This window comes from Kitasatospora azatica KCTC 9699, assembly GCF_000744785.1.
Lineage (GTDB): Bacteria > Actinomycetota > Actinomycetes > Streptomycetales > Streptomycetaceae > Kitasatospora > Kitasatospora azatica.
The window spans coordinates 743784-770087 of the sequence record NZ_JQMO01000002.1 but is presented as its reverse complement, the minus strand read 5'-3'; the positions used below and the strand labels follow the sequence as shown (position 1 = coordinate 770087).

Sequence of the window (26304 nt, the reverse complement as noted above, 5' to 3'; positions counted from 1 at the left end):
GTGCTGGGTGCGGAGTTCGTGCGGGATCCGCATGGGGTCAACGCGCGGTTGCGGGACCTGGGCGCGGTGCACGAGGTGGTGATGCCGACGGGGTTGAAGGTGTGGTGGGTGACCCGTTGGGAGGAGGGACGCGCGTTGCTGGCGGACGCGCGGTTGAGCAAGAACGTGGCGGACGCGGGGAAGTTGTTCGAGCGGCATCAGAGTGACATGAGCCGGCAGCGGGACTACTCGCATGTGGTCAACCGGTCGATGGTGAACATGGATCCGCCGGATCACACGCGGCTTCGGGGGCTGGTGGCGAAGGCGTTCACGGTGCGGCAGGTGACCGGGTTGCGTCCGAGGATCGAGGAGATCGCGGACGAGGTGCTGGGGTCGCTGGAGGGCCGCGCCGAGTTCGATGTGATCGCCGACTTGGCGGCCCCCCTGGTCAGCACGGTCATCTTCGAACTGCTCGGCGTACCGGAGCGCTGCCGGGCGGACTTCTCGGCCGGGACCGCCGTGTTGACCTCCGACAGCGACCGGCAGGCCGCACAGGAGGCGTCGAACGCACTGTTCACGCTCGTGAGCGACATCGTCATGGCCAAGCGAGCCGACCTCGGGGACGATCTGCTCAGCTCGCTGATCCTCGCGGCCGACGGCTCGGACCGGCTGTCCGACGACGAGATCGTCTCCTTCGCCGTACTGCTGTTCGTCGGCGGGTTCGACACCACGGTCAATCTCCTCGGCAACGGCACGCTGGCGCTGCTGCGCAACCCGGACCAACTGGCCGCCGTACGGGACGATCCGGCATTGCTGCCAGGCGCCGTCGAGGAGTTCCTGCGCTACGACGGCCCGGCCAACATCAGCCACTGGCGGCGCACCGTCGAACCGGTACCCGTTGGCGAAGTCACCATCCCAGCCGGCGAGTTCGTGTTCATCGCGCTCACCTCGGCCAACCGGGACGCGGCCCGCTTCCCCGACCCCGACCGCCTGGACGTCACCCGCACCGCGCAGGGGCATCTGGCGTTCGGTCACGGCATCCACCACTGCATCGGCGCACCCTTGGCGAGGGCCGAGGGGGAGATCGCTTTCCGGCGGCTGCTCGCGCACTTCCCGTCGCTGACGCTCGCGGTCGACCCCGAGGAACTGCAATGGCGCCCCAGCGCGCTCCACCACGGGCTGCGGTCACTGCCCGTCCGGACGGCGTGAGGGAGAGCGGCGTGCAGCAAAGGTTCACCGACAAGGTCGCCCTGATCACCGGCGGCGGCTCCGGACTCGGCCGCGCCACCGCGGTCCGGCTCGCGACCGAGGGCGCCCGGCTGGTCCTGGTCGACATCAACGAGCGGGGCCTGGCCGACTCCGTGGTGGAGTTGGGAGAGGCCGTGCCCGGCACGGAGGTACGGACGGTCGTGGCGGACGTCAGCCAGGAGGCGGACGTGGCACGGTACGTGGCACGTACCGTCGAGCACCACGGCCGGATCGACTGTTTCTTCAACAACGCGGGAGTCGAGCCGACGCAACGGCGCACCGAGGACATCGGCCACGAGGACTTCGCCCGGACCGTCGCGATCAACCTCGCCGGCGTGTTCCTCGGCCTGAAGCACGTGCTGAAGTTCATGCGCGAACAGGGTCACGGACGGGTGCTCAACACCGCGTCGCTCTTCGGTATCCGCGCCAACGGCCTGGGATCCGACTACCACGCCGCCAAGCACGGCGTGGTCGGTCTGACGCGTAACGCCGGCGTGGAGTACGGCCGGTACGGCGTCACCGTCAACGCCATAGCCCCCGGGACCATCCTGACCCCGATGCTGGAGGACCACCTGGGCGCGCTTCGCCGGCACGCCCCGGAGGAGATCGACAAGGCCCTCGACAGGATTCCGGTGCAACGGTTCGGCCGCCCCGACGAGGTCGCCGCCCTGGCCGCCTTCCTCCTCTCCGACGAGGCGTCGTACATCAACGCCACGGTGGTGACGATTGACGGCGGCCGCTCCGAGCGGGCATGAGGGCGACGGGGCAGCCACGCGGGCCGCGACCCACTCGCGTCCGACTCCGGGCCGCCGCCCTCCGCGCGGCCTCCGCCATCGACCGCGTCGAGCGGATCCTGACCGACTCAACAGCAATCGCCTGCGGATGCCCGCCCGCCCCGGATCCGTACGAGGATTTCCGGGGCCGGGACGTGCTAGTGCCGTGTCAGGCAACCTTCGCCCCGTCGCGACGCCCGGCACGCACTCTCGCCGCACCGGCCGAAAGCCCAAGTACGTCCAGTACGAGGACTTCCGGCCGGCACGCCGAGAGCACGCACCGGACGCCGCTCCTTGACGGGCAAAGGTTGCCTGACGCGGCACTAGTCGATCGTCTCACGGCAACCGGTTCGTCCACGAACGCAGAGCGGGCGCCAGCCGGAGCAGACGGCGAAGGCCATCAAGCGCCGCTCCAGGCCATGCCCCCTGGCTACGGCGCTCCGGCCGGGTGCACCGCGCTCAGCGGGACCCCGGGGGCTGGAACCAGGAGCCCCGGGGTTCCCATTGGACCAGCCTGAGCACGGCACCCACCGCCGGTCTCGCCGATGACCGGCAGGTCGACCGAGGTCGCACCGCACCCGGGGGCGTAGACGTCGAAGGCGCCGTGATTGATGAAACCGGGCGGCTCCGCCCGACACCGCCCACGCAAGCCGGCCTGATCACGGCTCCCCCGGCCGCCTGGGCCCGACGGGAGCTGCAGATGGACGAGCTGGGTGGCCCAGCGAACGACCCATGCTCTCCAACCGGCCACCCCGCCAGGGCTGTATGGACGTCATCTCCTCAGTGAGGTTTTCTCAACGGTGATCACTTCCAGATTCCGCTGAGGGCGAGGGCGGCGCGGGCGATGTCGCCGATCCGGCTGGGGCTGAGCGTGACGTGCTGCAGGGCGCGCCACCGCTGTTTGAGCTCGGCGGCGGTCCGCTCGCCCAGGGCCCGCACGTGTTGCAGCAGGGTGTTGAACATGCGGGTGTCGACGTGAAGTGCCTGTTCGGACTTGCCTCTTGGTCGTCGGACGGGGATGCGGATGCCGATGCCCGCGCCGATGTAGCCCTTGTCTGCCAGGGTGGGCAGGCCGTCGGCCGCCGCCTTGTAGAGGGCGGGAAGGGCGTGGATCCGGGCAGCGGTGATGTCGGGGACGCTGCCGGGCTCGACCTCGGAAACCCACAGAGGGGTGCCATCCGGCGCGGCGAGGAACTGAATGTTGCCGCCGAACGCAAGTGTTTCTGACTGAACCACAGGTCGTTGCCGTTGTCGCGGACGCCAGCGAGGCGGTCCGATTCGATCAGCGTGCCGTCGAGGATCACGTGCGTCATGCCCTCGCGCCCCGGCAGCGGGCGAGGACGTCGTGCAGATCGGGGGCCTGCTCGGCGAGGACGTCGATGCCCTCGTGGAGGTAGCGGTAGCCGGTGGCCTGGGAGACACCCGCGTCACGGGCCAGGCAGTGCACGCAGCCGCGCTCGCGGAACCAGCGCAGCACCAGCACCGCCTGACGGAACGGCCCCAGCGCGCGGGACCTTCTCGGGGTCCCGATCCGGCGCCGGTGAGCGGCCAGGTGGCGGGCGAGAAACTCGACGACGTGGCGCGGGACGTCGAGCGTGGCACTATAGGTGACCAACGTGAAGCCTCTGGTTCAGCGGACGATCTTGTGAGAGAGACCTGTCCTACCAGGGGCTTCACGCCTGTCCGCAACCAGGGCACGCCAGCCGGTCAAGCCGCGTCTCCCATCTCGACACGACGAAGATCATTTCGTTGAGAAAACCTCCTTACCTTCAGTGCTCAGCCGTCGCTGAGGCCGCTGTAGAGCGAATGGGTGGACGCTGCCGTAGTCGACCTCGGCAGGCGCACGGAGTCCCTTCGCTTCCTGCTCCGGGACCGCGTTGACGTCGCAAATTAGCTCGATGGCGAGGGAGTTAGCCGGCCATGCAGGCGCGCGCGTTATCAGCCCTGTCCGTGTTCATCTCCCGGCACACCGCTGTGTGCGCGCTGCTACGGCTGCCACTGCCGGCGGCGCGGGCGCCTCGGGACGGGTTCTTGCCGCCAGCCGAGTGCGTCCTCGCTGGCCGATCGGGCGCGGTGTCAGTGTCCGGTCATCGAGTGAGCACGGTGCCCCAGCCACTGCAGTACTCGCAGCCGCGCGCGGCGTCTTGGCCCCACCCTCTGAGAGGGAGGCTGGTTGCTGGGAGGGCATTCTGGCATGGCGGAGTCCCTGCCAGCGGGTCAGCGGTGGCCGAGGCTGAAGAGGAGGATGACGAAGCCGGCGAAGAAGTGGGTGGCGAAGACGTAGATGGAGACCCGGATGAGCATGGCCTTGCGCTTGGTCTTCTCGTCGCGGGTGGCGTCGCTCATGGTTGGTTCTCCTGTTCGGGGGAGGTGGGGCGAGTGGTTCGGGGGCGGGGCCGAATGTGCAGGCGCTGGCCGGTGGTGACGGCCTCGGCGAGCAGGTCGCGCAGGGTGGGCAGGTCGACGAGGTCGGGGGCGGTGGCGCTGCCGTGGTCGTCGTAGGGGGTGATCTCGAAGCGCACGGGCTCTCCTTGTCAGGGCCGGGTCTACGGTACGGGCACGGGAATCAGCGGGAGCAGGACGCGGATGGTCTTGCCGGGGCCGGGGACGTCGGGGGTGATGGTGAGCGCGCCGTCGAAGTCCTGGACGAGGTCGGCGATCAGACGCAGGCCGCCTTCCGTCCCGAGGTCCGGCACCTGGGGGTGCCGGTCGTGGACGGCGACGTCCAGGTGCCCGTCGCTCAGGGCCAGCGTCAGCACGGTGGAGGGGAGAATTCGGCGGCGTGGCGCACGGCGTTGGTCACGAGTTCGGTGACGATGAGCAGGGCGGCGCCGAGCGCGGTCGCCTGAGGCGGCATGCCCCAAGAGGTGAAAGCCAGTTGGGTGGCGCGTCGGGCGAGCGGGATGGATGTGGGGGCGGTGGCGAGGGCCAGGGTGTGCTCCCGTTCCCGCCGGGTGGCGGCGGGAACGTGAGGTGTGTACGACGGTTCCGGGCGGCGGCGGCGCCAGCGTCGGGTCACTAGGGGCTCCCCGTGTCCGTGTTCATCGGGTGGCTCCGGCGCTCTCGGCAACCGGGTGGGCCGAGGACTGGGCGGGCAGTGCGCCGCTGTCGTGCAGGTGCGTGCGGGCGTAGGCGATGGCCTCGGGGGTGGTGGCGAAGACGTGGCCGTCGGCGCGGGGCTGGTCCAGGACGCCGAGGGCGTCCAGGGGCTGGTGGTGTTCGTCGCGGATGCCGGAGACGAGGACGAGGGTGCCACGCCGCTGCAGCTTGTCGATGGCGTCACCCAGGACGCGGGCGCCGCTGGCGTCGATCGCGCTGACCCGCGACATCCGCAGGATCGCGACCTTCACCTCGGCGCTCTCGGTCAGTTCCAGCAGGAAGCGGTGGGCGGCGGCGAACAGCAGCGGGCCGTCGATGCGGTAGGCGACGATGTGCTCGCCGAGCAGGGCCTGCTCCTCCTCGTGGTGGTCGGCCGGCGGCAGGTCCTGGTGGAGCGGGACCTGTTCGAGGCGGGCGGCCTTGGCCACGGAGCGCAGGGCCAGGATACCCGAGACGACCAGGCCGGTGATCACGGCGGTGACCAGGTTGAAGGCCAGCGTGGCGCCGGCGGTCAGGATCATGACGGCGGCTTCGCCGCGCCCGGTGCGGGCCAGGGCGCGCAGGGAGCCGACCTCGACCATGCGCACGGCGGTGGCGATCAGTACGCCGGCCAGGGCGGCGAGCGGGATACCGGCGACCAGCGGGGCGGCTGCGAAGACTATGACCGCGAGGACTGCGGCGTGTACCAGGGACGCCAGGCGCGATGCTCCGCCGGAGCGGACGTTGACGGCGGTGCGGGCGATGGCGCCGGTGGCCGCGACGCCGCCGAACAGCGGGGCGGCGAGGTTGGCCAGGCCCTGGCCGAACAGTTCCCGGTTGCTGTCGTGCCGCTCGGAGACGCTCATGGCATCGGCCGCGGAGGCGGACATCAACGACTCCAGTGCCGCCAGCGCGGCGACGGCCAACGCGGCGGGCAGCAGCGAGGGCACTGCCGAGGCGGTGAAGAACCCGAGGGACGGAGCGGGAAGGCCGGCGGGCAGGTGGCCGATGGTGGCCACGGGCAGGCCGGCGGCCTTGACCACCAGTGTGGCGGCGACGACGGCGATCAGCGAGAAGGGGATGCCGGGCTTGAGACGGGCCCCGGCGAGCATCAGCGCGGCCACCGCGAGGGCGAGGGCGATCGCGGCCCAGTGCGGGTGGGCGGCGAAGTCCGCCACCGCCTTGCCCGCGACCAGGGCCGGGTTGTCCCCCTTGGGGGTCTTCACGCCCAGCGCGCCGGGGACCTGCTGCAGGGCGATCACGGCGGCGATGCCGAGGGTGAAGCCCTCGACCACGGGGAGCGGGACGTAGGCCATGTACCGCCCGGCCCTTGCCAGGGCCAGGACTATCAGCAGGACGCCGGCCAGCAGACCGACCGTCAGCAGGCCTGAGGTGCCGTACTGGTGGACGATGGGAACCAGGACGACGGTCATGGCACCGGTGGGACCGGAGACCTGCAGGTTGGAGCCGCCGAAGACGGCGGCCAGCGCGCCTGCGATGACGGCGGTGGCGATTCCCGCCTCGGCGCCCGCGCCGGAGGAGATGCCGAAGCCCAGGGCGAGTGGCAGTGCGACGATCGCCACCGTCAGCCCGGCGATCAGGTCCTTGCGGGGGGAGCGGCCCATGGTGGCGAGGATCTGCCGGTTGGGCAGGACGGCCAGCAGCTGCCCCGCCGCGCGACGGGCGGCGGTGGCGTGTGCGGCGCTCACGCGGGCAACTCGCGGGCGGTGGTGGCGGCGCGCAGCTCGTCGAGCAACTGGCCCTGGTCGGTGATCATCTCGGTGAGGATGCGGCGCGCGGTGAGCAGCAGCTCGGCGACGTCGGGGGTGCTGAGCGCGTACACGACGGTGTTGCCCTCACGGGTGGCGGTCACCAGCTGGGTGCGGCGCAGGACGGCGAGCTGCTGGGAGAGGCTGGATGCCTCGATGTCGATCTGGGCGAGCAGTTCGCGCACGGGCAGCGGGCCGTCCTGGAGGAGTTCGAGGACGCGGATGCGGGCGGGGTGGCCCAGGGTGCGGAAGAACTCCGCCTTGGCCTGGTAGAGGGGGACGGCCATGCTCAGTGGTCTCCTTCGTCTTCCTCGGATGCGTGCGGCAGCTCGATGCCGTGCCCCGCCGCGATGCGCCGAAGCGCGGACACGCGCCCCCCGTAGGCCTGCGCTCCGGCGTCGTCCCCCGCAGTCCTGGCCTCGCCCAGGGCCTGGCGGGCCTGGGCGAACTGCTCGCGCAGCTCTTCGCCGAACACGTCTGCCACGACCGTCCTTCCGTGCCGGCGCCCATGGGCCCGGCCTGCCGCCCGAGTATGTACAGGACACCATCATCTATGAATGTGAAGAATTCTTCAACTTCATCAGTTGGCCGTGAGCTCGGACCACGGACGCAGGCGGGTTGCACCCGGCGGTTCCGGCCTGCGCCATGGCCGCGCTGTCCCTGGTCTCGAACGCTGCGGCGCCGCCTGCCCGCGCGAGCACGCCGCAGGAGGCCCTGGACCGGCTGCGGGCCGGCAACGACAACTGGGTGCGCGGCCGGGCCCGCCGCCCCGATGCCTCGCTCCCGCGCCGCGAGGAACTCGCCCGCCGGCAGGAGCCGGTCGCGGTGGTGTTCACCTGCATCGACTCCCGCGTCCCGCCCGAGTTGGTCTTCGACCAGGGGCTCGGCGACCTCCTGGTGGTCCGTACCGCGGCCCACACCCATGACTCTCTCGTCGCCGGCAGCCTTGAGTACGGCCCCGCCGAGCTGGCTACCCGCCTCCTGGTGGTCCTGGGTCACCAGCGCTGCGGTGCCGTGAGCGCCGCCGTCCAGGCCTTCCGCAGCGGCGATGCGCCGCCCGGCCATCTGGCGGACGTGACCGAGGACCTCCGCCCGGCCTACGAGGAGGCGCTGGGGCAGGGCCCGGCGCCCGAGCAGCTCATCGAGGCGACCGTCCGCGCTCAGACCCGGCAGACCGTCACCCGCCTGCGCACCGACCGGCTGCTGCGTCCGCTGCTGGCCGCGGGCGCGCTGGAGATCGTGGGCGGCTACTACTCGCTCGACACCGGCGCGGTCGCCATCTCCCGCTGACGCCCCGAAGTGCGCCAAGCCCCGCACCGGCGCTGGCGGCTCGCGCGGCGGCAGACGAGCCCCGCTTAGCTTGGGTGGGCGGGGGACTTGCGCGGGCGTCTCAGCGCCGGCGATATCTGGTTTTCGTGCCCTGCGGGCTGTGCAACGATGCCGTGATGATCTCAAGCTTGCCCGTGCCTCCCGTCGTTCCCGCAGGTCGGATGGCTCAGACCGAACAGCCGGTGCTCGAACTTCCCAACGGGCTGGAGCTGCGGCCCTGGCACCTCAGCGACGCCGAGGTCCTGGTTGCTGCGGCCCAGGATCCGGCGATTCGGCTTTGGAACCTCCTGAGTGTGGGGTCGCTGGAGGATGCGTGTAAGCGCATCGAGCGCATGCACGAGCGCTGGAGGGCCGAGCAGGGTGCGATATGGGCCATCGCCCGACCGGGCGGCGGGGCCCTCGGCCTGATCGGATGGGGCGACATCGACCTCGTCCATGGCAACGCCGAGATCCTTTACTGGGTGCTGGCCGCAGCACGTGGTGGGGGTGTCGTCGCCGAGGCCACCAAGCGTGTCAGCCGGTGGGCGCTTGACGATCTCGGCTTGCACCGGCTGCGACTGTGCCACGCGGTGGAGAACCCGGCCTCATGCCGGGTGGCGCTCAAGGCCGGGTACTCGTTCGAAGGCACCCAGCGCAGCGCGCTGCTGCATGTGGACGGATGGCACGACCAGCATCTGCATGCCCTGATCCAGGGCGACGTGTAGTGGGGTGCGCGAGAAGGATGGGCAGAGCGGGTTCGGGCTGAAAGCCGCGCAGGCACGCGTCGTACCTCACCTCCCGGCACCAGCCTGTGCCCGGCTCAGGGCAGCGGCCGGCACCGGCGCGATCCGCAGGCCGGTCAGGAACGGGAGCGGGTGAGGCGGTAGCCCGTGATGGTCTCGGGCCGCAGGCGCAGCAGGTGCTCGGTGTGCTCGTCGGGCCAGGCGCGCATGGTCAGGCGGAAGCGCATCTGGTGGTCGGGGTCGGTGATCTGCTCGGCGGGGCCTGTGACGATCACCATCCAGCCCGTGTGGTCCTCGGGGTCGATCCGGTCGGCCTGGTAGGTGAGCCTGGCCGGATAGGCGGGCGGGCCGGACAGGACCGGCAGCAACCGCACCCGCAGGATGAGCTGCCCGTCCTCGACGAGGTGGCGCAGTGGGAACACGGCGGGCGGGCGGTCGTCGCTGCGGACCAGCCGTCCGGCGTCGCTGGTGGCGAGCAGCGGCAGGGCACCGCCGTCGGACAGGGGGACCAGCTGGGGCAGGGCGCGGCCGGCTCCCCGGTCGGCGCTCACGCGCGCACTGCGCAGGTGCGGCGACGCCGGGACGTCAGCCGGGTGCGCCCGGTGGGGATCTCGGCGTCGAATGCGCCGGCGGGCCGGTCGATCGGCCCCATCAGCTCGGGGCCAGTGCGAGCGGCGAGGTTGCGGGCGAGATGTCGATGCCGTCCCTGAGCGCGAGGTACTGCAGCTCTTCGAGATCCACCGTGTGCACGGCCAGCTTCCATTCGTCGCCCCGTTCGGCGGCGGCCGTTCTCGCCTGCCGCAGTTCGGCCGCGCGGCGGCGCAACACGCCCGCGAACTCCTGGTCCATCAGTGACTCCCGTGTGTACCCGCAGGCGCCGGAGTGCCCGCCTGCCGCCGCGGGACGACGGCGCACGTGCGGTCAAGGTGTTCGGGTGGCCGCCCCGGCGTCGGTTCCAGGCGACCACCACATGACGACCTTAGCAGTTGCTAAGGTTGGCAACTGCGAGGGAGTGAAAGGAGTCGGGGATGCGTGACGGCCCAGCGGTGCTCGTCTCACGCCCGGTGGGCGGCAGTGGGTGCCGCCGCCGCGTACCGGGCGCAGGCGGGCGCCGCCAACGACGCGGGCATCCCCGGCTCCCGCGCACCGGTGCTGACGTGCCGGGTCCGACTTCGGATCCGGTGCCCTACCGACACACGACAAGGCGGTGGTCACCATGCAGTGGCACTTCGAGGAACGGGACGGCACCGGAGTACTTCACCTGTCCGGCTTTCTCGGTGACCACGTCACCCACCGCTTCGAGGGGGCTGTGGGATGGGCCTGCTCCCGGTGCGCCGGTGCGATCGTGGTTGACATGTCCGCACTGGTCGGCTGGAGCCGCGAGGGCGAGGCCGCGATCATGGACGCGGCCGGTCTGCTGGCCGCCCACCGCGCCCCGCTGGCCGTGTGCGGCCTGGGCGACCGCCACGCCCCGCTGCTGCTCGCCGGTGACGCGCTGGCCCTCGTCCGCGTCTACCCGGACCTGGACAGCGCGCTTGCGGCCGTCGCCGCCCGCTGAGCGCGGTTCCGCCGATATCGACGGCGGCACGCAATTGCTAAAGTTGAGAATTAATAATCTTTCGCTTTTTGAGGGTCGAACCGAGACGGTGACCACGTGAACGACGATGCCACACACCCTGCGCCGGACGGCCCGGGCCCCCGGGAGGCGGTTGCGGTGAGCGCGCCTCTCTACCAGCTCAAGGCCGAGTTCTTCAAAACTCTGAGTCACCCGATCCGCATCCGGGTCCTGGAGCTGCTCAGCGAAGGCGAGCGCGCGGTCTCCGAGATGCTTCCCGAGGTCGGCGTCGAGCCCGCCCACCTGTCGCAGCAGCTCGCGGTCCTGCGTCGCGCCAAGCTCGTGACCACCCGCAGGGAGGGGTCCGCGATCTACTACAGCGTCACCAGCCCCCAGGTCGGCGACCTCCTCCAGGTCGCCCGCGCCATTCTCGGCGGCGTGCTGGCCGGCCAGGCAGAACTCCTTCACGATCTGCGCGCCACCACACCAGCCGCCACGGGTGCGGATTCCCCCCGGCCCACAACGCGCTGAGGGTGCGCCAGTCGAGCGGACCCGCGGGGCCCGCGAGACGGGGGCGGCCGACCGTGAGGCAGCGGGGCGCCGAAGTGTGTCGGCGTGCGCAGAACCGGCTCGGCGTGCCGCGCGGGCCCGGCCGTCGCGGATGCGCCGACGACGGCGGTGCCCGCCGCCGGGTTCTCCACCTGGGGGCGGGACCGGCTGGGCTCAGCTCTCGCCCAGTTCTTCCTCGGCGAGGTGCGGGAGCTGAATGCCATGGTGGGCGGCGAGATGCAGGAGCCCGGCGACGCGCCCGGCGTATGCCTGCGCGCCGTCCTCGTCCCCGGCCTTGCGGGCCTCGGCCAACGCCTGGCGGGCCTGCGCGAGCTGCTCGCGCAGCTCCTGGTCGAACATGTGAGTCAACGTCGTCCTCCCATGCCGCCTCTCGCGCCACCGGGTGGAGCGCGGGCCCCCAGTATCCGCGCATGTGAAGAGTTCTTCAAGCGCATAGATTTGCATGTGCTGAAACCGGTCGGGCCCGCTCTTCTTCGGTCGGTTCTGATCATCGCCCCGGCTGGGGGATCGGTCTCTTTACGCTCGGGGCCAGGGCCGATCAACCAGGCCCGGCCGGGCAGAGCGAGCATCAGGAGGATTCCCAATGATGTTGTCAAGCCGGAGTGGTGACTCCAGGTGACTGCATCAGGCTGCGGCAGTTGCTTGCCGGTCAGCGGCTGTCTCGAAGGTGCGGTGGTCGCGTATGAGGGCCCAGAGCACATTGAGACGACGGCGGGCCAGGGCCAGCACGGCTTGCTTGTGGGACTTCCCCTCAGCCCGTTTGCGTTGGTAGAAGCGCCGAGACTCGGGACAGTGGATTGCGGCGGCCTGGGCGGCGAGGTAGCACATCCGCAGCAGGCGCCGGCTGTAGCGGCGAGGGCGTTGCAGGTTGCCGCTGATCTTGCCCGAATCGCGGGGAACCGGGGCGAGACCGGCGACGCCGGCGAGCCGGTCGGGGCTGCCGAAGGCGGCCATGTCGCCGCCCGTGGCGGCGATGAACTCGGCTCCGAGCGTGTCGCCGATGCCGGGCATGCTGGTGATCACTGCGGCGTCGGGGTGCTCGCGAAACCGTTCCTCGATGAGGGTGTTGAGCTGGTCGATCTCCTCATCGAGGGCCATCACCTCCATGGCAAGGGTGCGGACCATCCTGGCGGCGGTCTTCTCACCGGGCACGACGGTGTGCTGGGCCTCGGCGGCGGTGAGCGCGGTGTTAGCGGCGCTCTTGGCGTTGGTGACGGTGCGGACGCCGTGGTTCTTGAGCCAGGTCGTCAGCCGGGCCCGGCCGATCCGCCGCAGCGCGGAGGGCGTCTGGTAGCCGGTCAGCAGGATGAGCGCGGTCTTGGAGGTGCTGTAGTCGAACGCCCGCTCAAGGGCGGGGAAGTACTCCAGCAGCTGGGCGCGGAGCCGGTTGATGGCGCGGGTGCGGTCGGCCGACAGGTCCATACGGCGGGCCGTCATGATCCGCAGGTCCACCGCGATCTCGCTCGTCTCGGTCAGCGGCTGCAGATCACGCCGCATGCGGGCGGTGTCGGCGATGACGAAGGCGTCCTTCGCGTCCGTCTTCCCGCTGCCCCGGTAGGCGGCCGAGGCGTGGTGCACGGTCCGGCCGGGGATGTAGAGCAGCTTCTGCTCGTGGCTGACCAGGAGGGCGATCAACAGGGCGGCGCCGCCGGAGTTGAGGTCGACCGCCCAGGTAACGGGGCCTCCGTCGGCCAACTCCAGGACGTCGCCGAGCAGTTCGAGCAGTTCTGGCTCGTTGTTCGGCACCCGCCGGGAGAGGACCTTGTTCCCGTCCGTGTCGATCGCCGTGCAGTGGTGCTCGCCCTTACCCGCATCTGTCCCGGCCCACAGTTCGGGCACCCGGTCCTCCTCGCTCGACGTGCGTGTTCACGGTCCCAGCAGACGACCTCGCCGACGTGTCCATACGAGCGATCTTGTTCCGCGCATCCCAATCAGCGGCCGAGTCGTCGCGGGGTCCCGGCGGCCAATCCTCCTAAGCCACATCAGCGGCAACAGCATGGAAGCCACACCAGGGACCCCTGGGCGTCCCGATCTTACGAGTGATCCGAATCAACCCACGATGAAAGGTATGGACAGCATGGCCACCACCGAGACCGCGCTCAAGGAAGCCATGGCCATCGACGGCGCGCTGGGCGTGGCCCTGGTCGACGCCGGCAGCGGAATGGCCCTGGGCACGTTGGGAGCCGCGGCGGGGCTGGACCTGGCACTGGCGGCCGCCGGCAGCACCGACCTGGTGCGCGCCCAGCAGCGTGCCCTGGGGGCGCTGGGCCTGCACGGCGAGGCACTGGAGGACATCCTGACCACGCTGACGAACCAGTACCACCTGATCCGCCCGCTGACCGGGGCGGGCGGGCAGGGGCTGTACCTCTACCTGGTCCTGGACCGCGCCCGCGCGAACCTGGCGATGGCCCGCCACCTGGTGCGGCGCGTCGAGGCCGAGCTGGAGGTGTGAGCCCGGCCCGCCGGGAGCGGGCCGGGCTCAGAAGCCGGTCGGGGCAGCCGGGGTGAGGGCCAGGGCCAGGGTGCAGGCCGGTGACGGGGTCTATGTCCTGCGGGGTGAGGACGATTCTGCCGGGCGCGTTGTGCAGGGCCGCGCCCAGCGCGCGGGCGGCCTCGGGCGGGATGTGGGCCCGCAGGCTGTAGGCGGGGCCCAGCAGCCCGTACCAGGGGATCACCGGGGGCCGCCCGGCAGCGGGCGCGGGCAGAACTGGTGGGAGTGCATGGGTGTGCCGGGCTCCTTGTGCGGGGCGCCGCCCGTGGGGCCGCGCGGGTGGGGTTGTCGGCGCCTGGTGCGCGTGAGGCGCCGGCCGGTGACGCTCTCGCAGCGGATACGCAGCAGGTGCTCGCCTGGTGTGCCCACCCACGCGCGCAGCGGCAGGCGGTAGCGGGCCTGCTCCTCGGCGGCGGCGATCCGCTCGCCCCTCGGACGAAGGTCCCCGCCGCTGAGGTACAGATGCGCGTTGAGCCTCTGCGATCACTCGTAGTTGCTAATCTTGGCAATTGATGACTTCGCTGTGCCGCGCCCCGGATCATGGGGTGCGACGGGCGGCTCCCCGCTCGGCGAGTGAGAGGTGGACGTGGCTGGGCTGCTCTGCGCAAGGCGGCCGGATCCGCGACAGCGGCCCCGGGCAACGGCCGTGATGAACACGCCACCGCACCCCGGCGATCTACTCTTCGCCAGCACCCGGCCGGACGCGGGGCGCTGTGCGGGCAGCGCCTGCCGGCACGTCCCGGGCCGCCGTGGCCCGGCACCAGGCGGCGGCCACCGCACGCCGCGCTCACCCTTGCCAGGGGTCGGCGCGCGGTGGCCGCTCTCAACTCCCGCCATGGAAAGCTTCGCTGACGCATAGGGGTACGTGATGAGCCTGCTGCGAAAGATCCGCGCCACAGGCCGGGTGGCCGAGCCGGCTCCGCCGCTCCCGAGCCAGGAGCCCCCATCGGCCGCCCGCGAGCTGGGCGGCTCGGTGCAGGTGCGGTGCGTGGACGCGGGGTCCTGCAACGGGTGCGAGATCGAGATCGGCGGCGCGTTCGGCCCGGTGTACGACGCCGAGCGGTACGGGGCGCGCCTGGTGGCCTCGCCCCGGCACGCGGACGTGCTGCTGGTGACCGGCCCGGTGACGCGCAACATGGCCGAGCCGCTGCGCCGCACCTACGAGGCCACACCCGAGCCGCGCCTGGTGGTCGCAGTCGGCGACTGCGCGATCGACTGCGGCGCGTTCGCCGGGGGCTACGGGGTGCACGGCGCGGTGGACAGTGTGGTGCCGGTGGACCTGGTGGTGCCGGGCTGCCCGCCCGAGCCGGCCGCGATCGTGGCGGCGCTGCGCACCGTGACCGGCCGGTGAGCGTCCTTGGACCGGCGCTGGCGGCCTCGTCCATGCTGGCCGGCGTCGCGGTAGCGGCCGGGGTGTGCGTACCGCGCCGGGCACGACCGGCGGCTGTGGGCGTGTGCACCGCCGCAGTGGGCGCCGCCGCTCTGGTGGCCGGGGTGTCGGCGCTGACCGGAGGCAGGTGGTCAGCAACCCTTCCAGCCCTGCTGCCGCTGGCCGGAGTGCACCTGGCGGTCGACGCCCTGTCAGGCCTGTTCATGGCCGTGGCCGGCGCGGTGGTGGCCGTGGTGGCGCTGTACGGGATCGGCTACGCGGGACACGGTCTGGACAGGCGGGGCGTGCAGGCGGTGCTGCCGCTGTTCGCGTGGACGCTGGTGATGGTTCCGGTTGCGGCGAGCGTCTCCACGTTCCTGCTGCTGTGGGAGCTGATGGCCGCCTCCTCGCTGCTGCTGGTCGTGGCCGAGTACCGGCTGCGGGCCTCGGTGCGCGAGGCCGGCGTCTGGTACGCCGTGATGACGCATCTGGGCCTGGTGGCCCTCCTGATCGCCCTGGTGCTGTTCGCCACCGATGCCGGGGGCGAGACGTTCGCCGCGCTGCGGTCGGGCGCCCACCTCCTCTCGCCGGCGGTGCGCGGGACGGTCTTCGGGCTGGCGCTGGCCGCGTTCGCGTCCAAGGCCGGGATGGTGCCGCTGCACGCCTGGCTGCCCCGGGCCCACCCGGAGGCGCCCAGTCACGTGTCGGCGCTGATGAGCGCCGCGATGGTCAACCTGGGGGTGTACGGCATCGTCCGCGTGGGCTTCGACCTGCTGGGCGGCGGTGCCCGCTGGTGGTGGCTGCTCACGCTCACGGTAGGCGCGCTCTCCGCCGTGTACGGCATCCTGCAGGCGGCGGTGGCCACCGACCTCAAGCGCCTGCTGGCCTACTCCACCAGCGAGAACCTGGGCCTGGTCCTGATCGGCCTCGGAGCAGCGGGCCTGTTCGCCTCCTACGGAGCGCAGGCACTGGCCGCCCTCGCACTGGCCGCCGCCCTGCTGCACGTCGTCAACCACGCCGCGTTCAAGGCACTGCTGTTCCTCGCGGCCGGCTCGGTACTGCGGGCGACCGGCCTGCGGGACCTCGACGCCCTGGGCGGGCTGCGCGCGCGAATGCCCGCGACGACCGCCCTGTTCGCGCTCGGCGCGCTCGGCGCTGTAGCGCTGCCCCCGGGCAACGGCTTCATCAGCGAATGGCTGCTGCTGCAGTCCCTCATCCACGGCGTGGCCCTGCCCTCCGTCACCATGTCGGTGACCCTGCCGCTGGCAGTGGCGGCCGTCGCCCTGGCGGCGGGGCTCGCCGCCGCGACCTTCGTCAAGGCACTCGGGGTCGGCTTCCTCGCCCGCCCGCGCAGCACCGAAGCCGCCTCGGCCCGCGAGAGCCCGCCCAGCATGCTCGCCGCGATGGGCCTGTGCGCCCTCGCCATCCTCACGCTCGCCCTTGTCCCCGGCGCACTGGCCGCCCCCCTGGCCCGCGCCGAGAAGGCGGCCGGGCTCCCCACCGGGCCAGAGCTCGCCACCCCCGACCTGCAACTACACCTCAACCAGCTGTCCGGCTCGCTGTCCCCGCTCTGGCTGGCCGCCTCCCTGACCGCGACCGTGCTCGCCGCCGCAGCCGCGGTCCGGCTGGTGGCACGCGGGCGGCGACGCCGACAGGCAGCGCTGTGGGACTGCGGCGCCGGTGCGCCCACCGCCCGCATGCAGTACACCGCCACGTCCTTCGCCGAGCCGCTGCAGCGCGTCTTCGACGACGTACTCGCCCCCGAGCAGGACGTCGACGTCACCCCGGTGCGCGAATCCGCCTACCTCGTCGAACGGGTGCGCTTCCAACGCAAGGTCCCCGACCGGATCGAACACCGCCTCTACACCCCCGTCCTGACCATGCTCGCCAGCGTGGGGCACGCGGCCCGACGCCTGGCCGGCGGCAGTGTGCACCGCTACCTCGGCTACGGCTTCGCCGGCCTGATCACCCTGCTGGTGGCCCTGGCGGTGACCCGGTGAACGCCCTCGGCGCCGCAGCCGCAGCCGCGCAGGTCGCACTCGTCATCGCCGGCGCGCCGTGGCTGGCGGGCGTGATGCGCCAGGTCCGCGCCCGCCTGGAGGGACGCGCCGGAGCCGGACTCGCCCAGCCGTGGCGTGACCTGCGCAAACTGATGCGCAAACAGCCCACCACCCCGGTCGGAGCCGGACCGGCGTTCCGCACGGCCCCGCTGCTGCTGGTCGCCACCACCGCCGTCGTCGCCGCCCTGATCCCCCTCGCCTCCACCGCCACACCCGTCAGCGGCTCCGCCGACCTCATCGTGGTCGTCGCACTGCTCGCGCTCGGCACGGTCGCCCTCGCGCTCGCCGGCCTGGACACCGGCACCGCGTTCGGCGGCATGGGCGCCTCCCGCGAGATGACCATCGCCGCCCTGGTCGAACCCACCATCCTCATGTCGGTGTTCGCGCTATCCATCCCCGCCGGATCGACCAACCTCACCACGATCGTCTCCGGCGCCGCAGGCAACCCCGCCCGCCTCGCCAGCCCGGCCAGTCTGCTGGCCGCGTTCGCGCTTGCGGTGGTCACCCTCGCCGAGACCGGGCGCCTGCCGGTGGACAACCCGTCCACCCACCTGGAACTGACGATGATCCACGAGGCGATGATCCTGGAGTACTCCGGCCCGGACCTGGCCCTCGTCGAACTCGGCGCGCAGATGCGCCTGACCGTCCTCCTCGGCCTGCTCGCCTCCCTGTTCGCCCCCTGGGGCATCGCCACCACCACACACCTTGCGGCCCTGCTGGTGGCGCTTGTCCTGTTTGCCACCAAGGTCACTCTCCTCGCCGCCGCACTGGCCGCAGCCGAAGTCTTCTGGGCCAAGGTCCGCCTGTTCAAGGTGCCCGAACTGCTCGCCGGCTCCTTCCTGCTCGCCCTGCTCGCCGTCTCCGCCTCCTTCTTCCTCACCGGAAAGTGAGCGTGACCCCCATGCCCCCGATCCGCCGATCCGCCCCGGGCGGGCCCAGGTGAGCACCGGCCTCTTCTCCCAGCTGCTGGACCTGGCTTGCGGCGTCTTCCTGCTCGCCGCCGTTCTCATCCTGTGGCGGCGCGAACTGGCCGCCATCGTGCGGATCTTCGCCCTCCAAGGCGTCGCGCTCGCCGCCATCGCCGTCATCCTCGCCGTCCACGAGCACCACTGGGTCCTGCTGGCCGTCGCCGCGCTGATCGCCGCACTGCGCGCCGGGCTGCTGCCGCACCTGATGCGCCGGGCCCTGGCCGCCAGCGGCGAGAGCCGCGAAACCCAGCCTCTGGTCAACGTCGCCGCCTCTCTGCTGACCGCCGCCGCCCTGACCCTGCTTTCCTACGCTGTCTGCCAGCCCCTGATCCGCCTCGCCCCCTCGCCCGCCACCCGCGCCCTGCCGGTCGGGCTGGCCGTCGTCCTGATCGGCTTCTTCACCCTGGTCACCCGCCGGCGCGCCGTCTCCCAGGTGGTCGGCTTCCTGCTGCTGGACAACGGCACCACCGCGGTGGCGTTCCTCGCCACCTCCGGCGTTCCGCTGATCGTCGAACTCGGTGTCTCCTTCGACCTGTTGTTCGCCGTCCTGGTCCTGCAGATCCTCACCGCGCGCATCCAGGTCGCCTTCGGCAGCACCGACCTCGACGATCTGAGGGAGCTCCACGACTGATGACCGCTGCCACCAGCGACCTTCTGCTCACCGCCCCCGTCGTCGCCCCGCTGGCCATTGCCGCCCTTTACGCAGCGGTCGGCTGGCGGACCGTCACCGCCTGGGCCGGACTTGCCGCACCCGCCGCGATGCTCGCCTGCGCCGCCGCCCTCGCCGGCCCTCACCAGCAGCCCGTCAGCGCCTGGGGACGGCTGCTGCGTGCCGACGCCCTGTCGGTGTGGATCCTCCTGGTGATCGGCGCGGTCGCGCTGCTCGCCTGCGCCACGGGCCCCGCCTACCTCCAGGCCGAACGGCGGGCCGGGCACGCCGACGCGTCCGCCGCACGCCGCTACGGCGTCCTGGTCCACCTCTTCCTCGCCGCCATGGCCACGGCCGTCCTCGCCGCCAACCTCGGCGTGCTGTGGGTCGCCATCGAGGCCACCACCATCGTCACCGCCTTCCTGGTCGGCCACCGGCGCACCCGCGCCAGCGTCGAGGCCGCCTGGAAGTACGTGGTCATCTGCTCGGTCGGCATCGGCCTGGCCTTCCTGGGCACCGTCCTGATCTACTACGCCGCCCGCCAGGCCGGCCTCTCCGAGGCCGACGCCCTCGACTGGCCCACCCTCGCCGCCCACGCGAGCCGCCTCGACCCCGACGTGACCCGCCTGGGCACCGCCCTGGTCGTCTTCGGCTTCGGCGCCAAGGCCGGCCTCGCCCCCCTCCAGGCCTGGCTCCCCGACGCCCACAGCCAGGCCCCCGCCCCCGTCTCGGCCCTGATGTCAGGAGTTCTGCTCGCGGTCTCCTTCACCGCCGTCCTGCGCTACAAGGTCATCGCCGACGCCGCCCTGGGCCCCGCCTTCGTCAAAGGCATGCTGCTCGGCACAGCCCTGCTCACCCTCGCCGTCGCCGCCGCCCTGCTGCTCGGACAGAGCGACTACAAGCGGATGCTCGCCTACTCCAGCATGGAGCACATGAGCCTGATCGCCCTCGGCGCCGCCAGCGGCAACACCCTCGCCATGTCGGCGGCGCTGCTGCACATCGCCGGCCACGGGCTCGCCAAGACCGTCGCGTTCTGCGCCTCCGGCCACATCCTGCACCTGCAGCACACCACCCGCATCGGCCGCGTCCGCGCCCTGCTCACCCGCGCCCCGGCGCTCGGCGCCGCCTTCGGCCTCGCCGTCCTCGCCCTGCTCGGCCTGCCCCCGTTCAGCCTCTTCGCCTCCGAACTCGCCATCACCCGCGGCACCTTCGCCGCCCGCCTCGGCTGGGCCATGACCATCGCACTCGTCCTGGTCCTCACCGCGTTCGCGGCACTGACCACCCGCACCGCGCACATGCTCCTGGGCATTACCCCCGCCACGCCCGTCGGCCAGCCCAGCCCGCCACCCGCCGCCACAACCGCCTCGACCTGGGCACCACTGGCCGCCGGACTGCTCGCCTGCGCCGCCCTCGGCATCAGCCTCGGACCCCTCACCGGCCTGCTCGCCGACGCCACCGCCACCGTCCTCGGAGGCCACTGACCCCATGCACTCGCGCACCGTGATCGACACCGAGCCCGCCGAACTGACCGGCCTGGCCGCCGACCTGCTGGCAGCAGGCCACCGCCTGGCGCTGGTCGCCGCCCACCACGACGATGCCACCGCCCCCGGCGGCAAGGCCATCCGCGTCGTCTACCTGTTCACCGCCGGCCCGCCCGACCTGCGCACCGAACTCCACGTCCGCCTCGACCCCGAAACCCCCGAACTGCCCAGCCTCGCCCATCTCTCCTTCCCCGCCGGCCGCTTCGAACGCGAGATGCGCGACCTGCACGGCATCATCCCCCTCGACCACCCGCTGCCCCGTCGCCTGGTCCGCCACCCCCACTGGCCACAAGGCTGGTACCCGATGCGCCCCGATGCCGGCGACCCACCACCCTTCACCGACACCGAAGGCCCCTTCCCGTTCCTGACCGTCGAAGGGCCCGGCGTCTATGAGATCCCCGTCGGCCCCGTCCACGCCGGAATCATCGAACCCGGACACTTCCGCTTCTCCGTCGTCGGCGAGACCATCCTCAAACTCAAAGCCCGCCTCTGGTACGTCCACAAAGGCATCGAGAAACTCTTCGAAGGCAGGACCATCGAGCACGGCGTGCCGCTGGCCGAGCGGATCAGCGGCGACACCGCCGTCGGCCACACCCTCGCCTACTGTCTCGCCCTCGAAGACGCCACCCACACCCACGTCCCCGCCCGAGCCCAGCAAGCCCGCGCACTGCTCCTGGAACTGGAGCGCCTGCACAACCACACCGCCGACCTCGGCGCCCTGTGCAACGACGTCGGCCACTCCATCCTCAACGCCCACGCCCTACGCGTGCGCGAGCAACTCCTGCGCCTGGGCCGGCACATCACCGGCCACCGCCTGCTACGCGGGGGCGTCGTACCCGGCGGAGCCGTCCTGCGCGCACTGCCCGACCCCGCCCAGCTGAAGGCCATCGGCGCCGACATCCGCGAGATCGTCGACCTCGCCCTGGGCCACACCGTCGTCCGCGACCGCTTCACCGGCACCTCCGTCCTGCCCCCCGACGCCGCCCGCGACCTCGGCTGCCTCGGCTACGTCGCCCGCGCCAGCGGCCTGGCAACCGACGCCCGCCGCTCCCACCCCTTCCACGACCTGGGCGACACCCTGACCACCGCGGTCGAGACCGGCGGCGACGTCCTCGCCCGCTTCCTCATCCGCGCACGCGAGATCGAGGTCTCCCTCGCCCTGATCGACCATCTCGCCGACGGCCTGCAACCCGGCACCGTCACCACCCCCTTGGGCCGCTCAGGCGTCCCACGCTCCGGCGTCGGCATCGTCGAAGGATGGCGCGGCACCATCACCACCCGCCTCGAACTCGCCGCCGGCCACACCCTGACCCGCGCCAAGATCGCCGACCCGTCCTTCTTCAACTGGCCCGCCCTACCGGTCGCCCTCACCGGCACCATCGTCCCCGACTTCCCCCTCACCAATAAGAGCTTCAACCTCTCCTACGCCGCCAACGACCTGTAGCCACAGCACCGCGCCGACGAACGGGATCCCGAAGCGGCCAGGCACCCGACCGCACCCCAGCACCAACCCCACACCGAGGCCCCTCGTCCGACCGACCTTCCCGAAGCACCCCCACGAACCCCGCCCTCCGCACCACCCTTGCAAGGAGCAACGCAGTGAGCACCACGGCAGCCCGACCCGGCCAACGATCCACCCACGACCCCGCACCCGCCGCGCGGCTGCCACGCGCTCGCGTCGTCGGCCCGGTAACCGCGACCCGCTCACTGACACCCACCGCCCACGACCTCCTCCTCCTTCACCACCTCAGCGCCCTGCGCCACACCCCCGGCCACCACGGACAGCAGCCCTCACTGCCCGCCTGGGCTCACGATCACCTGCGCGCCCGCCCCTGGGTCGCCGTCAGCCGATCCCCCATCCTGGTCGGCCGCTCCACCACCCCGACCCAGCCGGGCCGCCGCACTCCCAACACCGTCCCGGCATCAGAACAGTGGATCCCCGTCACCATCCACGGACCCCAGCGCCACCAAGAGCTCTCCGCCTTCGCCCCGCGCTCCACCATCGCCCGCGTAATGCGCCCCGAAGACCTCCTCCACCGCCTCGGCCTCCTGCCCGCCACACGCACCACCCGGATCCCCGCCCTGCACGTCCTCCCCTCCGTCGACGAGATCATGACCCGCCAAGGCCTGTCCTGGGGCCCAACCGGCGAAGTCGCCTACGAGCTGGCCTCCGGTGCCCCGGTCACCCGCCCCACCAGCCATCTGCAAGTGCTGCTGCGCGCCCCACAGCCACTCGGCCGCAACGAAACCGCCCAGCTACGCCAATGCCTGCGCCAGCTCCCGGCCCAGATCGATGCCGAATTCGAGACCCGCCACGGCGCCGCCTCCCTCACCGAATACGCCGCCTCCACCCGCATACTCACCCTCCACACCGAAAACGGGCCCCGCACGGTCACCGACCCCTGGCACCCCGATATCCGCGCGCAATGATTCCGCGCCCGCACACGATCCCGCGGAGCAGATTGCGCCACCCCGGCGACCAGACCTTCACCCTGCTCCAGCAGGACGCGAAATGCATTGAGGGCCGAAGCCACCGGGAGGTTGCGGCGACAGCGAAAGCGGCCATCACCCACAGTCGTCACCCGCGCACGTGCCCGGGCCCGTGCCGGAGGTCGGATATTCTGACCGAATGAGCGAGAACCTGCCCCCGTGCCCGAAGTGCTCCAGCGAGTACACCTATGAGATGAACGCTCTGATGGTCTGCCCGGAGTGCGGCAACGAATGGGTTTCCGCCGAGGGCACCGCCGATGACGCGAGTTCCTCGGGAGAACGGGTGGTCAAGGACGCTGTCGGCAATGTGCTGAGCGACGGCGACACCGTGACCGTCGTCAAGGCCCTCAAGGTCAAGGGCAGCCCCTCCGGAATCAAGGCCGGTACCAAGGTCCGCAACATCCGTCTCATCGACGGCGTCGACGGCCACGACATCGACTGCCGCATCGAGGGCTTCGGCGCCATGCAGCTCAAGTCCAGCGTAGTCAAGAAGGCCTGACCCAAGAGTCGGCGCTCGCGTCCGTGCGGGGCAGTGAGCCAGCATCGTCCGCTGGCTGGTGCGCTCCACGAACCTGACGGAGACCACCACTTCGGACGTCGCAGCGGTCCACGGAATGACCCGCGCTCCGTCGCCGGGAGCCGGGGCCGGGAGACAGTTACTGCTTCCCGGCGGCAGGACGCTCGAACGGTCCGGCTAGACCGTGGCGCTCGCGACGACGCCAGGATCGATCACGGCTGGACCCAGATTGCTGCCGCACTGTGGACTGGTCCGTGTCAGCCCACCGCTTGATCCTGGCGAGCAGACGCCCTCCGCACTGACTGAGCCCGGCCCTGTCGATCTTCTTATCAGCCGGCGTGGTGCCGTGCACGTGGGCCGGTCGGTCTACGCTCACGGCACCACCCTGTGGACCGCGATCTGCGGCCTCGTGCCCCTGCTCGTCAGCGGTAGCAGCGGGGGCGCTGCCCTCCAGGTGCTGGCGAATGCTGGCGTACCGCTCGGGCCCCCACTCGGGCGAGGCGGCCAGTTCTGCCTCCACCCAAGCGTCTTTGTTCTTACCCAGTCCCTCATCGTACGTGTCCATGCGGTTACCCCCTGGCAACGCCCCAGGTCAGGACTACCTGGTTGGGTTAAGTCCTGGCACCAGTGGCATGCCGCGTACCCGACGGGCGGCGTCCTCAGTTGCTCAGTCCGGACGAATGTCGCCTGGGCCCCCAGGGCCGCCGATCGACTGAGATCCTGGCACACAGTGGGAGATGGCGTCAGAATGTGCCACCGAGTCCCCTTTGGTCCGCATGCTGGATCCCCAGCAGGGCAAAGATCCTCTTCCGCTTCTCGGCAGACCACGCGGGCGACAGTGCGAGATGCTCCTCCACCCAGGCGTCGATCGACTTGCTCAAGTCATCGCCTACTGCACCCATATGGCGACTCTACGGCACCAGGCGCGTCGTCCGCGATGGCGATCGAACCTGCCCATCCATGACCGGAGTGAGCAGCGCGCGGCTCTCCTCGACCGTACGGGCCAACTGCGATGGCGAGATTGAGTCGTTGGACGTGTGGAACGTAGTCCGCGAAGCGGGTGAAGCCCGGGCAGTTGCAGCCGCCCGTGTTGGGAGGGGCCTTTCGCCGGACGGCGTTGGCTTCTACAAACCGAGGCGATTCCGGGAGCGTCAGCTGACCCCCACTCAGGAATGACGGATCGTTGCGTAGTCCAGTTGCAGGCTAGTGGCAGCCTCGGTCGTCGCTCTGGGACAGACAGTGCGACGACCGCGATAGCCGATACCAATTGCCTGATCTTCTTTCTGTGCTACAGGAGTTGGTCGAGGTCGAAGGCGGCGGTCACTGGTGCGTGGTCTGACCAGCGTGCGTCGTGAGAAGGGGCCTTTTCGACGCACGCTGAGACGCAAGCGTCCGCGAGTTTCTGACTGGTCATCAGGTAGTCGATCCGCCAGCCGGAGTCGTTGTCGAAGGCGCGGCCGCGGTAGGACCACCAGGTGTAGGGGCCGGGCTGGTCGGGGTGGTGGCGGCGGACGATGTCGACGTAGCCGGCCTCGTCGAGGACCTGGGTGAGCCAGGCGCGTTCCTCGGGGAGGAAGCCGGCGGCCTTCTGGTTGGCCTTCCAGTTCTTCAGGTCCGCCTCCTGGTGCGCGATGTTCCAGTCGCCGCAGACCACGACCTCGCGGCCGTCGGCGGCGGCGCGGGTGCGCAGCTCGGTGAGGTGGGTGAGGAACTCGGCCATGAAGCGTTCCTTCTCGTCCTGGCGCTCGGTGCCGACTTCACCGGAGGGCAGGTAGAGGCTGGCGACGGTCAGGCCCGGGAGGTCGATTTCAAGATATCTGCCCGAATTGTCGAATTCATCCGAATCGAACCCGATCTTGCTGCGCTGCGGCTCGATCCGGGAGAGGATCGCCACGCCGGCCCGGCCCTTGGCGGCGGCCGGCGCCCAGAATGCGTGCCAACCGTCCAACTCAAGGATCTCGCGCGGCAGTTGGTCGACCTCCGCGCGGACCTCCTGAAGGCACAGGACATCCGCCTCGGTGTTCGCGAGCCACTCCACGAACCCCTTCTTCGCGGCGGCCCGAATTCCGTTCACGTTCACACTCGTCACCACGTACGTCACCCGGGCAGCCTACCCGCCGTCCTTCCGGGGGTCGGGCAGCCGCGTGTCGCGGGCCGGTCAAGGCTCCGTCATTGGTCTTGACCATCTCCCGCGGCACCCCCTAGGGTCACTTACTGCAAGGACCTTTAATAAAGAAGGACGGATAAAGCCCGAGCCCTCACCTGGCAGAATCTGCCGGTCCGGCCGGGGCGCACACGGTCCTTCGAGATGCCGGCGGCCGCCCCACAGCGACCTAAGGCCGGCCAGGGTGGAGGATACGGTGGGGACAGCTCAGCTCACGGCGGTACCGGAGCCGAAGTACTGGCACCTGCGCACGGTCCTGCTGCGCGCCATCGACTCGGAGTTCTCCACCGGCCAGGTGATCCCGAACGAGCGCGAGCTCGCCGCCCGCTTCGGCGTGGCCCGGGCGACCCTGCGCCAGGCCCTCGACCAGCTGGAGATGGAGGGCCGTCTGGTCCGCCGCCGTGGCATCGGCACCCTGGTGGCCGCGCCTCGGGTCGGCGTCCCGGTCAGCCGGCGCGAGGAGGGCTGGCCCGGCGGCAGCCGCGAGCAGGTCTGGCAGACCGTCGACTGCGTGATCGCCCCGGCCACCGAGCAGCTGGCCAAGGCGCTCGGCGTGCCGGCCGGCGAGACCGTCTACACGGTCCGCCGGGTGCGCGTCGCGCAGGGGCAGACGGTCGCCACCGAGTCGCTGCACGTGCCGGACTCCGCGCTGGCCCGACTGCCCGCGATCCGGCTGTCCGGCGCGGCGGCCGAGGGCGAGGAGCCGGGTCGTGAGGAGCAGGGCCGCACGGTGCTGCGCCGGCTGGAGCGGCTCACCGTGGACGGCGAGTCGCGATCGGTGGAGCTCGGCGTCGCCGAGGCGGACGAGGCGCAGCTGTTGCAGCGCCCGCCGGGCACCCCGGTGCTGGTGGTCACCACCCAGTACGCCTCGGGCGGTCGGCTGGCGGCGCTCGCCGTGGCGACCTACCGCGCCGACACCTGCCGGCTGACCTTCGGCGAGACCGGCCTGGTGGAGGTCACCCCGGTCGCGGCCTCGGCACGCACCGCCTCCTGAGCGAGCAGCGGCGAGCAGCAACGAGCAGCAAGCCGGTA

Annotated in this window: 28 protein-coding genes and 1 pseudogene; 16 read left to right on the top strand and 13 right to left on the bottom strand. The window is 71.3% G+C overall.

Annotation, left to right across the window (positions count from 1 at the left end; all coding sequences use genetic code 11):
* The first annotated feature begins 18 nt into the window (after window positions 1-18).
* Window positions 19-1188, top strand: a complete 1170-nt coding sequence (locus BR98_RS03790) for a cytochrome P450 family protein (protein ID WP_232247227.1) — start codon at window positions 19-21, stop codon at window positions 1186-1188.
* Between the two features lie 11 nt (window positions 1189-1199).
* On the top strand, window positions 1200-1982 hold the full coding sequence (locus BR98_RS03785) for a glucose 1-dehydrogenase (protein WP_035840039.1): 783 nt from the start codon (window positions 1200-1202) through the stop codon (window positions 1980-1982).
* A gap of 822 nt (window positions 1983-2804) precedes the next feature.
* On the opposite strand, the pseudogene BR98_RS03780 reads toward BR98_RS03785, so the two are convergent.
* From BR98_RS03780 to BR98_RS03755, 8 genes and pseudogenes are all read right to left on the bottom strand, one after another.
* Window positions 2805-3615: pseudogene (locus BR98_RS03780) on the bottom strand (transposase family protein).
* Between the two features lie 602 nt (window positions 3616-4217).
* Window positions 4218-4346 carry a DUF6126 family protein gene (locus BR98_RS40825; protein WP_232247226.1) on the bottom strand — a complete coding sequence of 43 codons (129 nt, stop codon included), beginning with the start codon at window positions 4344-4346 and terminating at the stop codon, window positions 4218-4220.
* On the bottom strand, window positions 4343-4522 hold the full coding sequence (locus BR98_RS03775; RefSeq protein WP_035840038.1) for a hypothetical protein: 180 nt from the start codon (window positions 4520-4522) through the stop codon (window positions 4343-4345). Before BR98_RS03775 ends, BR98_RS40825 begins: the two co-directional genes overlap by 4 nt.
* Window positions 4523-4546: 24 nt before the next feature.
* A complete protein-coding gene (locus BR98_RS37420) occupies window positions 4547-4759 on the bottom strand; it encodes a hypothetical protein (RefSeq protein ID WP_051969270.1) in 213 nt (70 codons plus the stop codon).
* Window positions 4753-5019 (bottom strand): ATP-binding protein, encoded by a 267-nt coding sequence (locus BR98_RS37415; RefSeq protein WP_051969269.1) that lies wholly within the window; start codon window positions 5017-5019, stop codon window positions 4753-4755. The genes BR98_RS37420 and BR98_RS37415 overlap by 7 nt, the downstream gene beginning before the upstream one ends.
* Window positions 5020-5041: 22 nt before the next feature.
* Entirely contained in the window at window positions 5042-6703 is a 1662-nt protein-coding gene (locus BR98_RS03765; RefSeq protein ID WP_083976340.1) for a SulP family inorganic anion transporter, read from the bottom strand.
* An 80-nt stretch (window positions 6704-6783) separates the two neighbouring features.
* Window positions 6784-7134 carry an ArsR/SmtB family transcription factor gene (locus tag BR98_RS03760; protein ID WP_035840037.1) on the bottom strand — a complete coding sequence of 117 codons (351 nt, stop codon included), beginning with the start codon at window positions 7132-7134 and terminating at the stop codon, window positions 6784-6786.
* 2 nt (window positions 7135-7136) lie between these two features.
* Window positions 7137-7331 carry a hypothetical protein gene (locus BR98_RS03755; protein ID WP_035840036.1) on the bottom strand — a complete coding sequence of 65 codons (195 nt, stop codon included), beginning with the start codon at window positions 7329-7331 and terminating at the stop codon, window positions 7137-7139.
* Window positions 7332-7492: 161 nt separating this feature from the next.
* Between BR98_RS03755 and BR98_RS03750 the strand changes: the two genes are divergently transcribed.
* Together BR98_RS03750 and BR98_RS03745 are read left to right on the top strand one after the other, a co-directional pair.
* A complete protein-coding gene (locus tag BR98_RS03750; RefSeq protein ID WP_051969589.1) occupies window positions 7493-8137 on the top strand; it encodes a carbonic anhydrase in 645 nt (214 codons plus the stop codon).
* Between the two features lie 200 nt (window positions 8138-8337).
* Window positions 8338-8880 (top strand): GNAT family N-acetyltransferase, encoded by a 543-nt coding sequence (locus BR98_RS03745; RefSeq protein WP_232247225.1) that lies wholly within the window; start codon window positions 8338-8340, stop codon window positions 8878-8880.
* Window positions 8881-9014: 134 nt separating this feature from the next.
* Here the strand turns inward: BR98_RS03745 and BR98_RS03740 are convergent, their stop codons facing one another.
* Both BR98_RS03740 and BR98_RS03735 read right to left on the bottom strand, forming a co-directional pair.
* Window positions 9015-9449, bottom strand: coding sequence for a pyridoxamine 5'-phosphate oxidase family protein (locus BR98_RS03740; RefSeq protein ID WP_051969267.1), 435 nt, complete (start codon window positions 9447-9449; stop codon window positions 9015-9017).
* Window positions 9450-9549: 100 nt separating this feature from the next.
* Complete coding sequence (locus tag BR98_RS03735; RefSeq protein ID WP_035840031.1) at window positions 9550-9747, bottom strand: hypothetical protein; 198 nt, start codon at window positions 9745-9747, stop codon at window positions 9550-9552.
* Between the two features lie 367 nt (window positions 9748-10114).
* Here BR98_RS03735 and BR98_RS42245 point away from each other — a divergent pair, with 367 nt between their 5' ends.
* Both BR98_RS42245 and BR98_RS03725 read left to right on the top strand, forming a co-directional pair.
* Window positions 10115-10456 (top strand): STAS domain-containing protein, encoded by a 342-nt coding sequence (locus tag BR98_RS42245; RefSeq protein WP_035842791.1) that lies wholly within the window; start codon window positions 10115-10117, stop codon window positions 10454-10456.
* Between the two features lie 156 nt (window positions 10457-10612).
* Window positions 10613-10984: an ArsR/SmtB family transcription factor gene (locus BR98_RS03725; RefSeq protein ID WP_035840029.1), complete on the top strand. Its 372-nt coding sequence runs from the start codon at window positions 10613-10615 to the stop codon at window positions 10982-10984.
* Between the two features lie 192 nt (window positions 10985-11176).
* Here BR98_RS03725 and BR98_RS03720 read toward each other — a convergent pair whose 3' ends face one another.
* Together BR98_RS03720 and BR98_RS03715 are read right to left on the bottom strand one after the other, a co-directional pair.
* Complete coding sequence (locus BR98_RS03720) at window positions 11177-11371, bottom strand: hypothetical protein (RefSeq protein WP_157537358.1); 195 nt, start codon at window positions 11369-11371, stop codon at window positions 11177-11179.
* 276 nt (window positions 11372-11647) lie between these two features.
* Window positions 11648-12862 (bottom strand): IS110 family RNA-guided transposase, encoded by a 1215-nt coding sequence (locus tag BR98_RS03715; protein ID WP_035840023.1) that lies wholly within the window; start codon window positions 12860-12862, stop codon window positions 11648-11650.
* Between the two features lie 238 nt (window positions 12863-13100).
* On the opposite strand from BR98_RS03715, the gene BR98_RS03710 reads away from it, so the two are divergent.
* The 9 genes from BR98_RS03710 to BR98_RS03670 all read left to right on the top strand — a co-directional run bounded on the left by BR98_RS03710 (window position 13101) and on the right by BR98_RS03670 (window position 23090).
* Window positions 13101-13475: a hypothetical protein gene (locus BR98_RS03710; protein ID WP_035842789.1), complete on the top strand. Its 375-nt coding sequence runs from the start codon at window positions 13101-13103 to the stop codon at window positions 13473-13475.
* A 907-nt stretch (window positions 13476-14382) separates the two neighbouring features.
* Entirely contained in the window at window positions 14383-14865 is a 483-nt protein-coding gene (locus tag BR98_RS03705; RefSeq protein ID WP_035840020.1) for an NADH-quinone oxidoreductase subunit B family protein, read from the top strand.
* Window positions 14862-16883 carry a proton-conducting transporter transmembrane domain-containing protein gene (locus BR98_RS03700; protein ID WP_035840018.1) on the top strand — a complete coding sequence of 674 codons (2022 nt, stop codon included), beginning with the start codon at window positions 14862-14864 and terminating at the stop codon, window positions 16881-16883. The genes BR98_RS03705 and BR98_RS03700 overlap by 4 nt, the downstream gene beginning before the upstream one ends.
* Entirely contained in the window at window positions 16880-17833 is a 954-nt protein-coding gene (locus BR98_RS03695; protein WP_035840017.1) for a respiratory chain complex I subunit 1 family protein, read from the top strand. The genes BR98_RS03700 and BR98_RS03695 overlap by 4 nt, the downstream gene beginning before the upstream one ends.
* A 49-nt stretch (window positions 17834-17882) precedes the next feature.
* The gene (locus BR98_RS03690; protein ID WP_035840015.1) at window positions 17883-18542 is read left to right on the top strand and encodes a hypothetical protein; all 660 of its coding nucleotides are present in this window, start codon (window positions 17883-17885) and stop codon (window positions 18540-18542) included.
* Window positions 18542-20041 (top strand): proton-conducting transporter transmembrane domain-containing protein, encoded by a 1500-nt coding sequence (locus BR98_RS03685; RefSeq protein WP_035840012.1) that lies wholly within the window; start codon window positions 18542-18544, stop codon window positions 20039-20041. The genes BR98_RS03690 and BR98_RS03685 overlap by 1 nt, the downstream gene beginning before the upstream one ends.
* Before the next feature lie 4 nt (window positions 20042-20045).
* Window positions 20046-21545: a hydrogenase large subunit gene (locus tag BR98_RS03680; RefSeq protein ID WP_051969265.1), complete on the top strand. Its 1500-nt coding sequence runs from the start codon at window positions 20046-20048 to the stop codon at window positions 21543-21545.
* A 155-nt stretch (window positions 21546-21700) separates the two neighbouring features.
* Entirely contained in the window at window positions 21701-22531 is an 831-nt protein-coding gene (locus tag BR98_RS35970; protein WP_051969264.1) for a malonate decarboxylase holo-ACP synthase, read from the top strand.
* 199 nt (window positions 22532-22730) lie between these two features.
* Window positions 22731-23090: a zinc ribbon domain-containing protein YjdM gene (locus BR98_RS03670; RefSeq protein ID WP_035840009.1), complete on the top strand. Its 360-nt coding sequence runs from the start codon at window positions 22731-22733 to the stop codon at window positions 23088-23090.
* A 1306-nt stretch (window positions 23091-24396) separates the two neighbouring features.
* On the opposite strand, the gene BR98_RS03665 is transcribed toward BR98_RS03670, so the two are convergent.
* Window positions 24397-25209: an exodeoxyribonuclease III gene (locus tag BR98_RS03665; protein ID WP_232247223.1), complete on the bottom strand. Its 813-nt coding sequence runs from the start codon at window positions 25207-25209 to the stop codon at window positions 24397-24399.
* A gap of 259 nt (window positions 25210-25468) precedes the next feature.
* On the opposite strand from BR98_RS03665, the gene BR98_RS03660 reads away from it, so the two are divergent.
* Window positions 25469-26266 (top strand): GntR family transcriptional regulator, encoded by a 798-nt coding sequence (locus tag BR98_RS03660; RefSeq protein ID WP_035840005.1) that lies wholly within the window; start codon window positions 25469-25471, stop codon window positions 26264-26266.
* Window positions 26267-26304 lie beyond the last annotated feature (38 nt).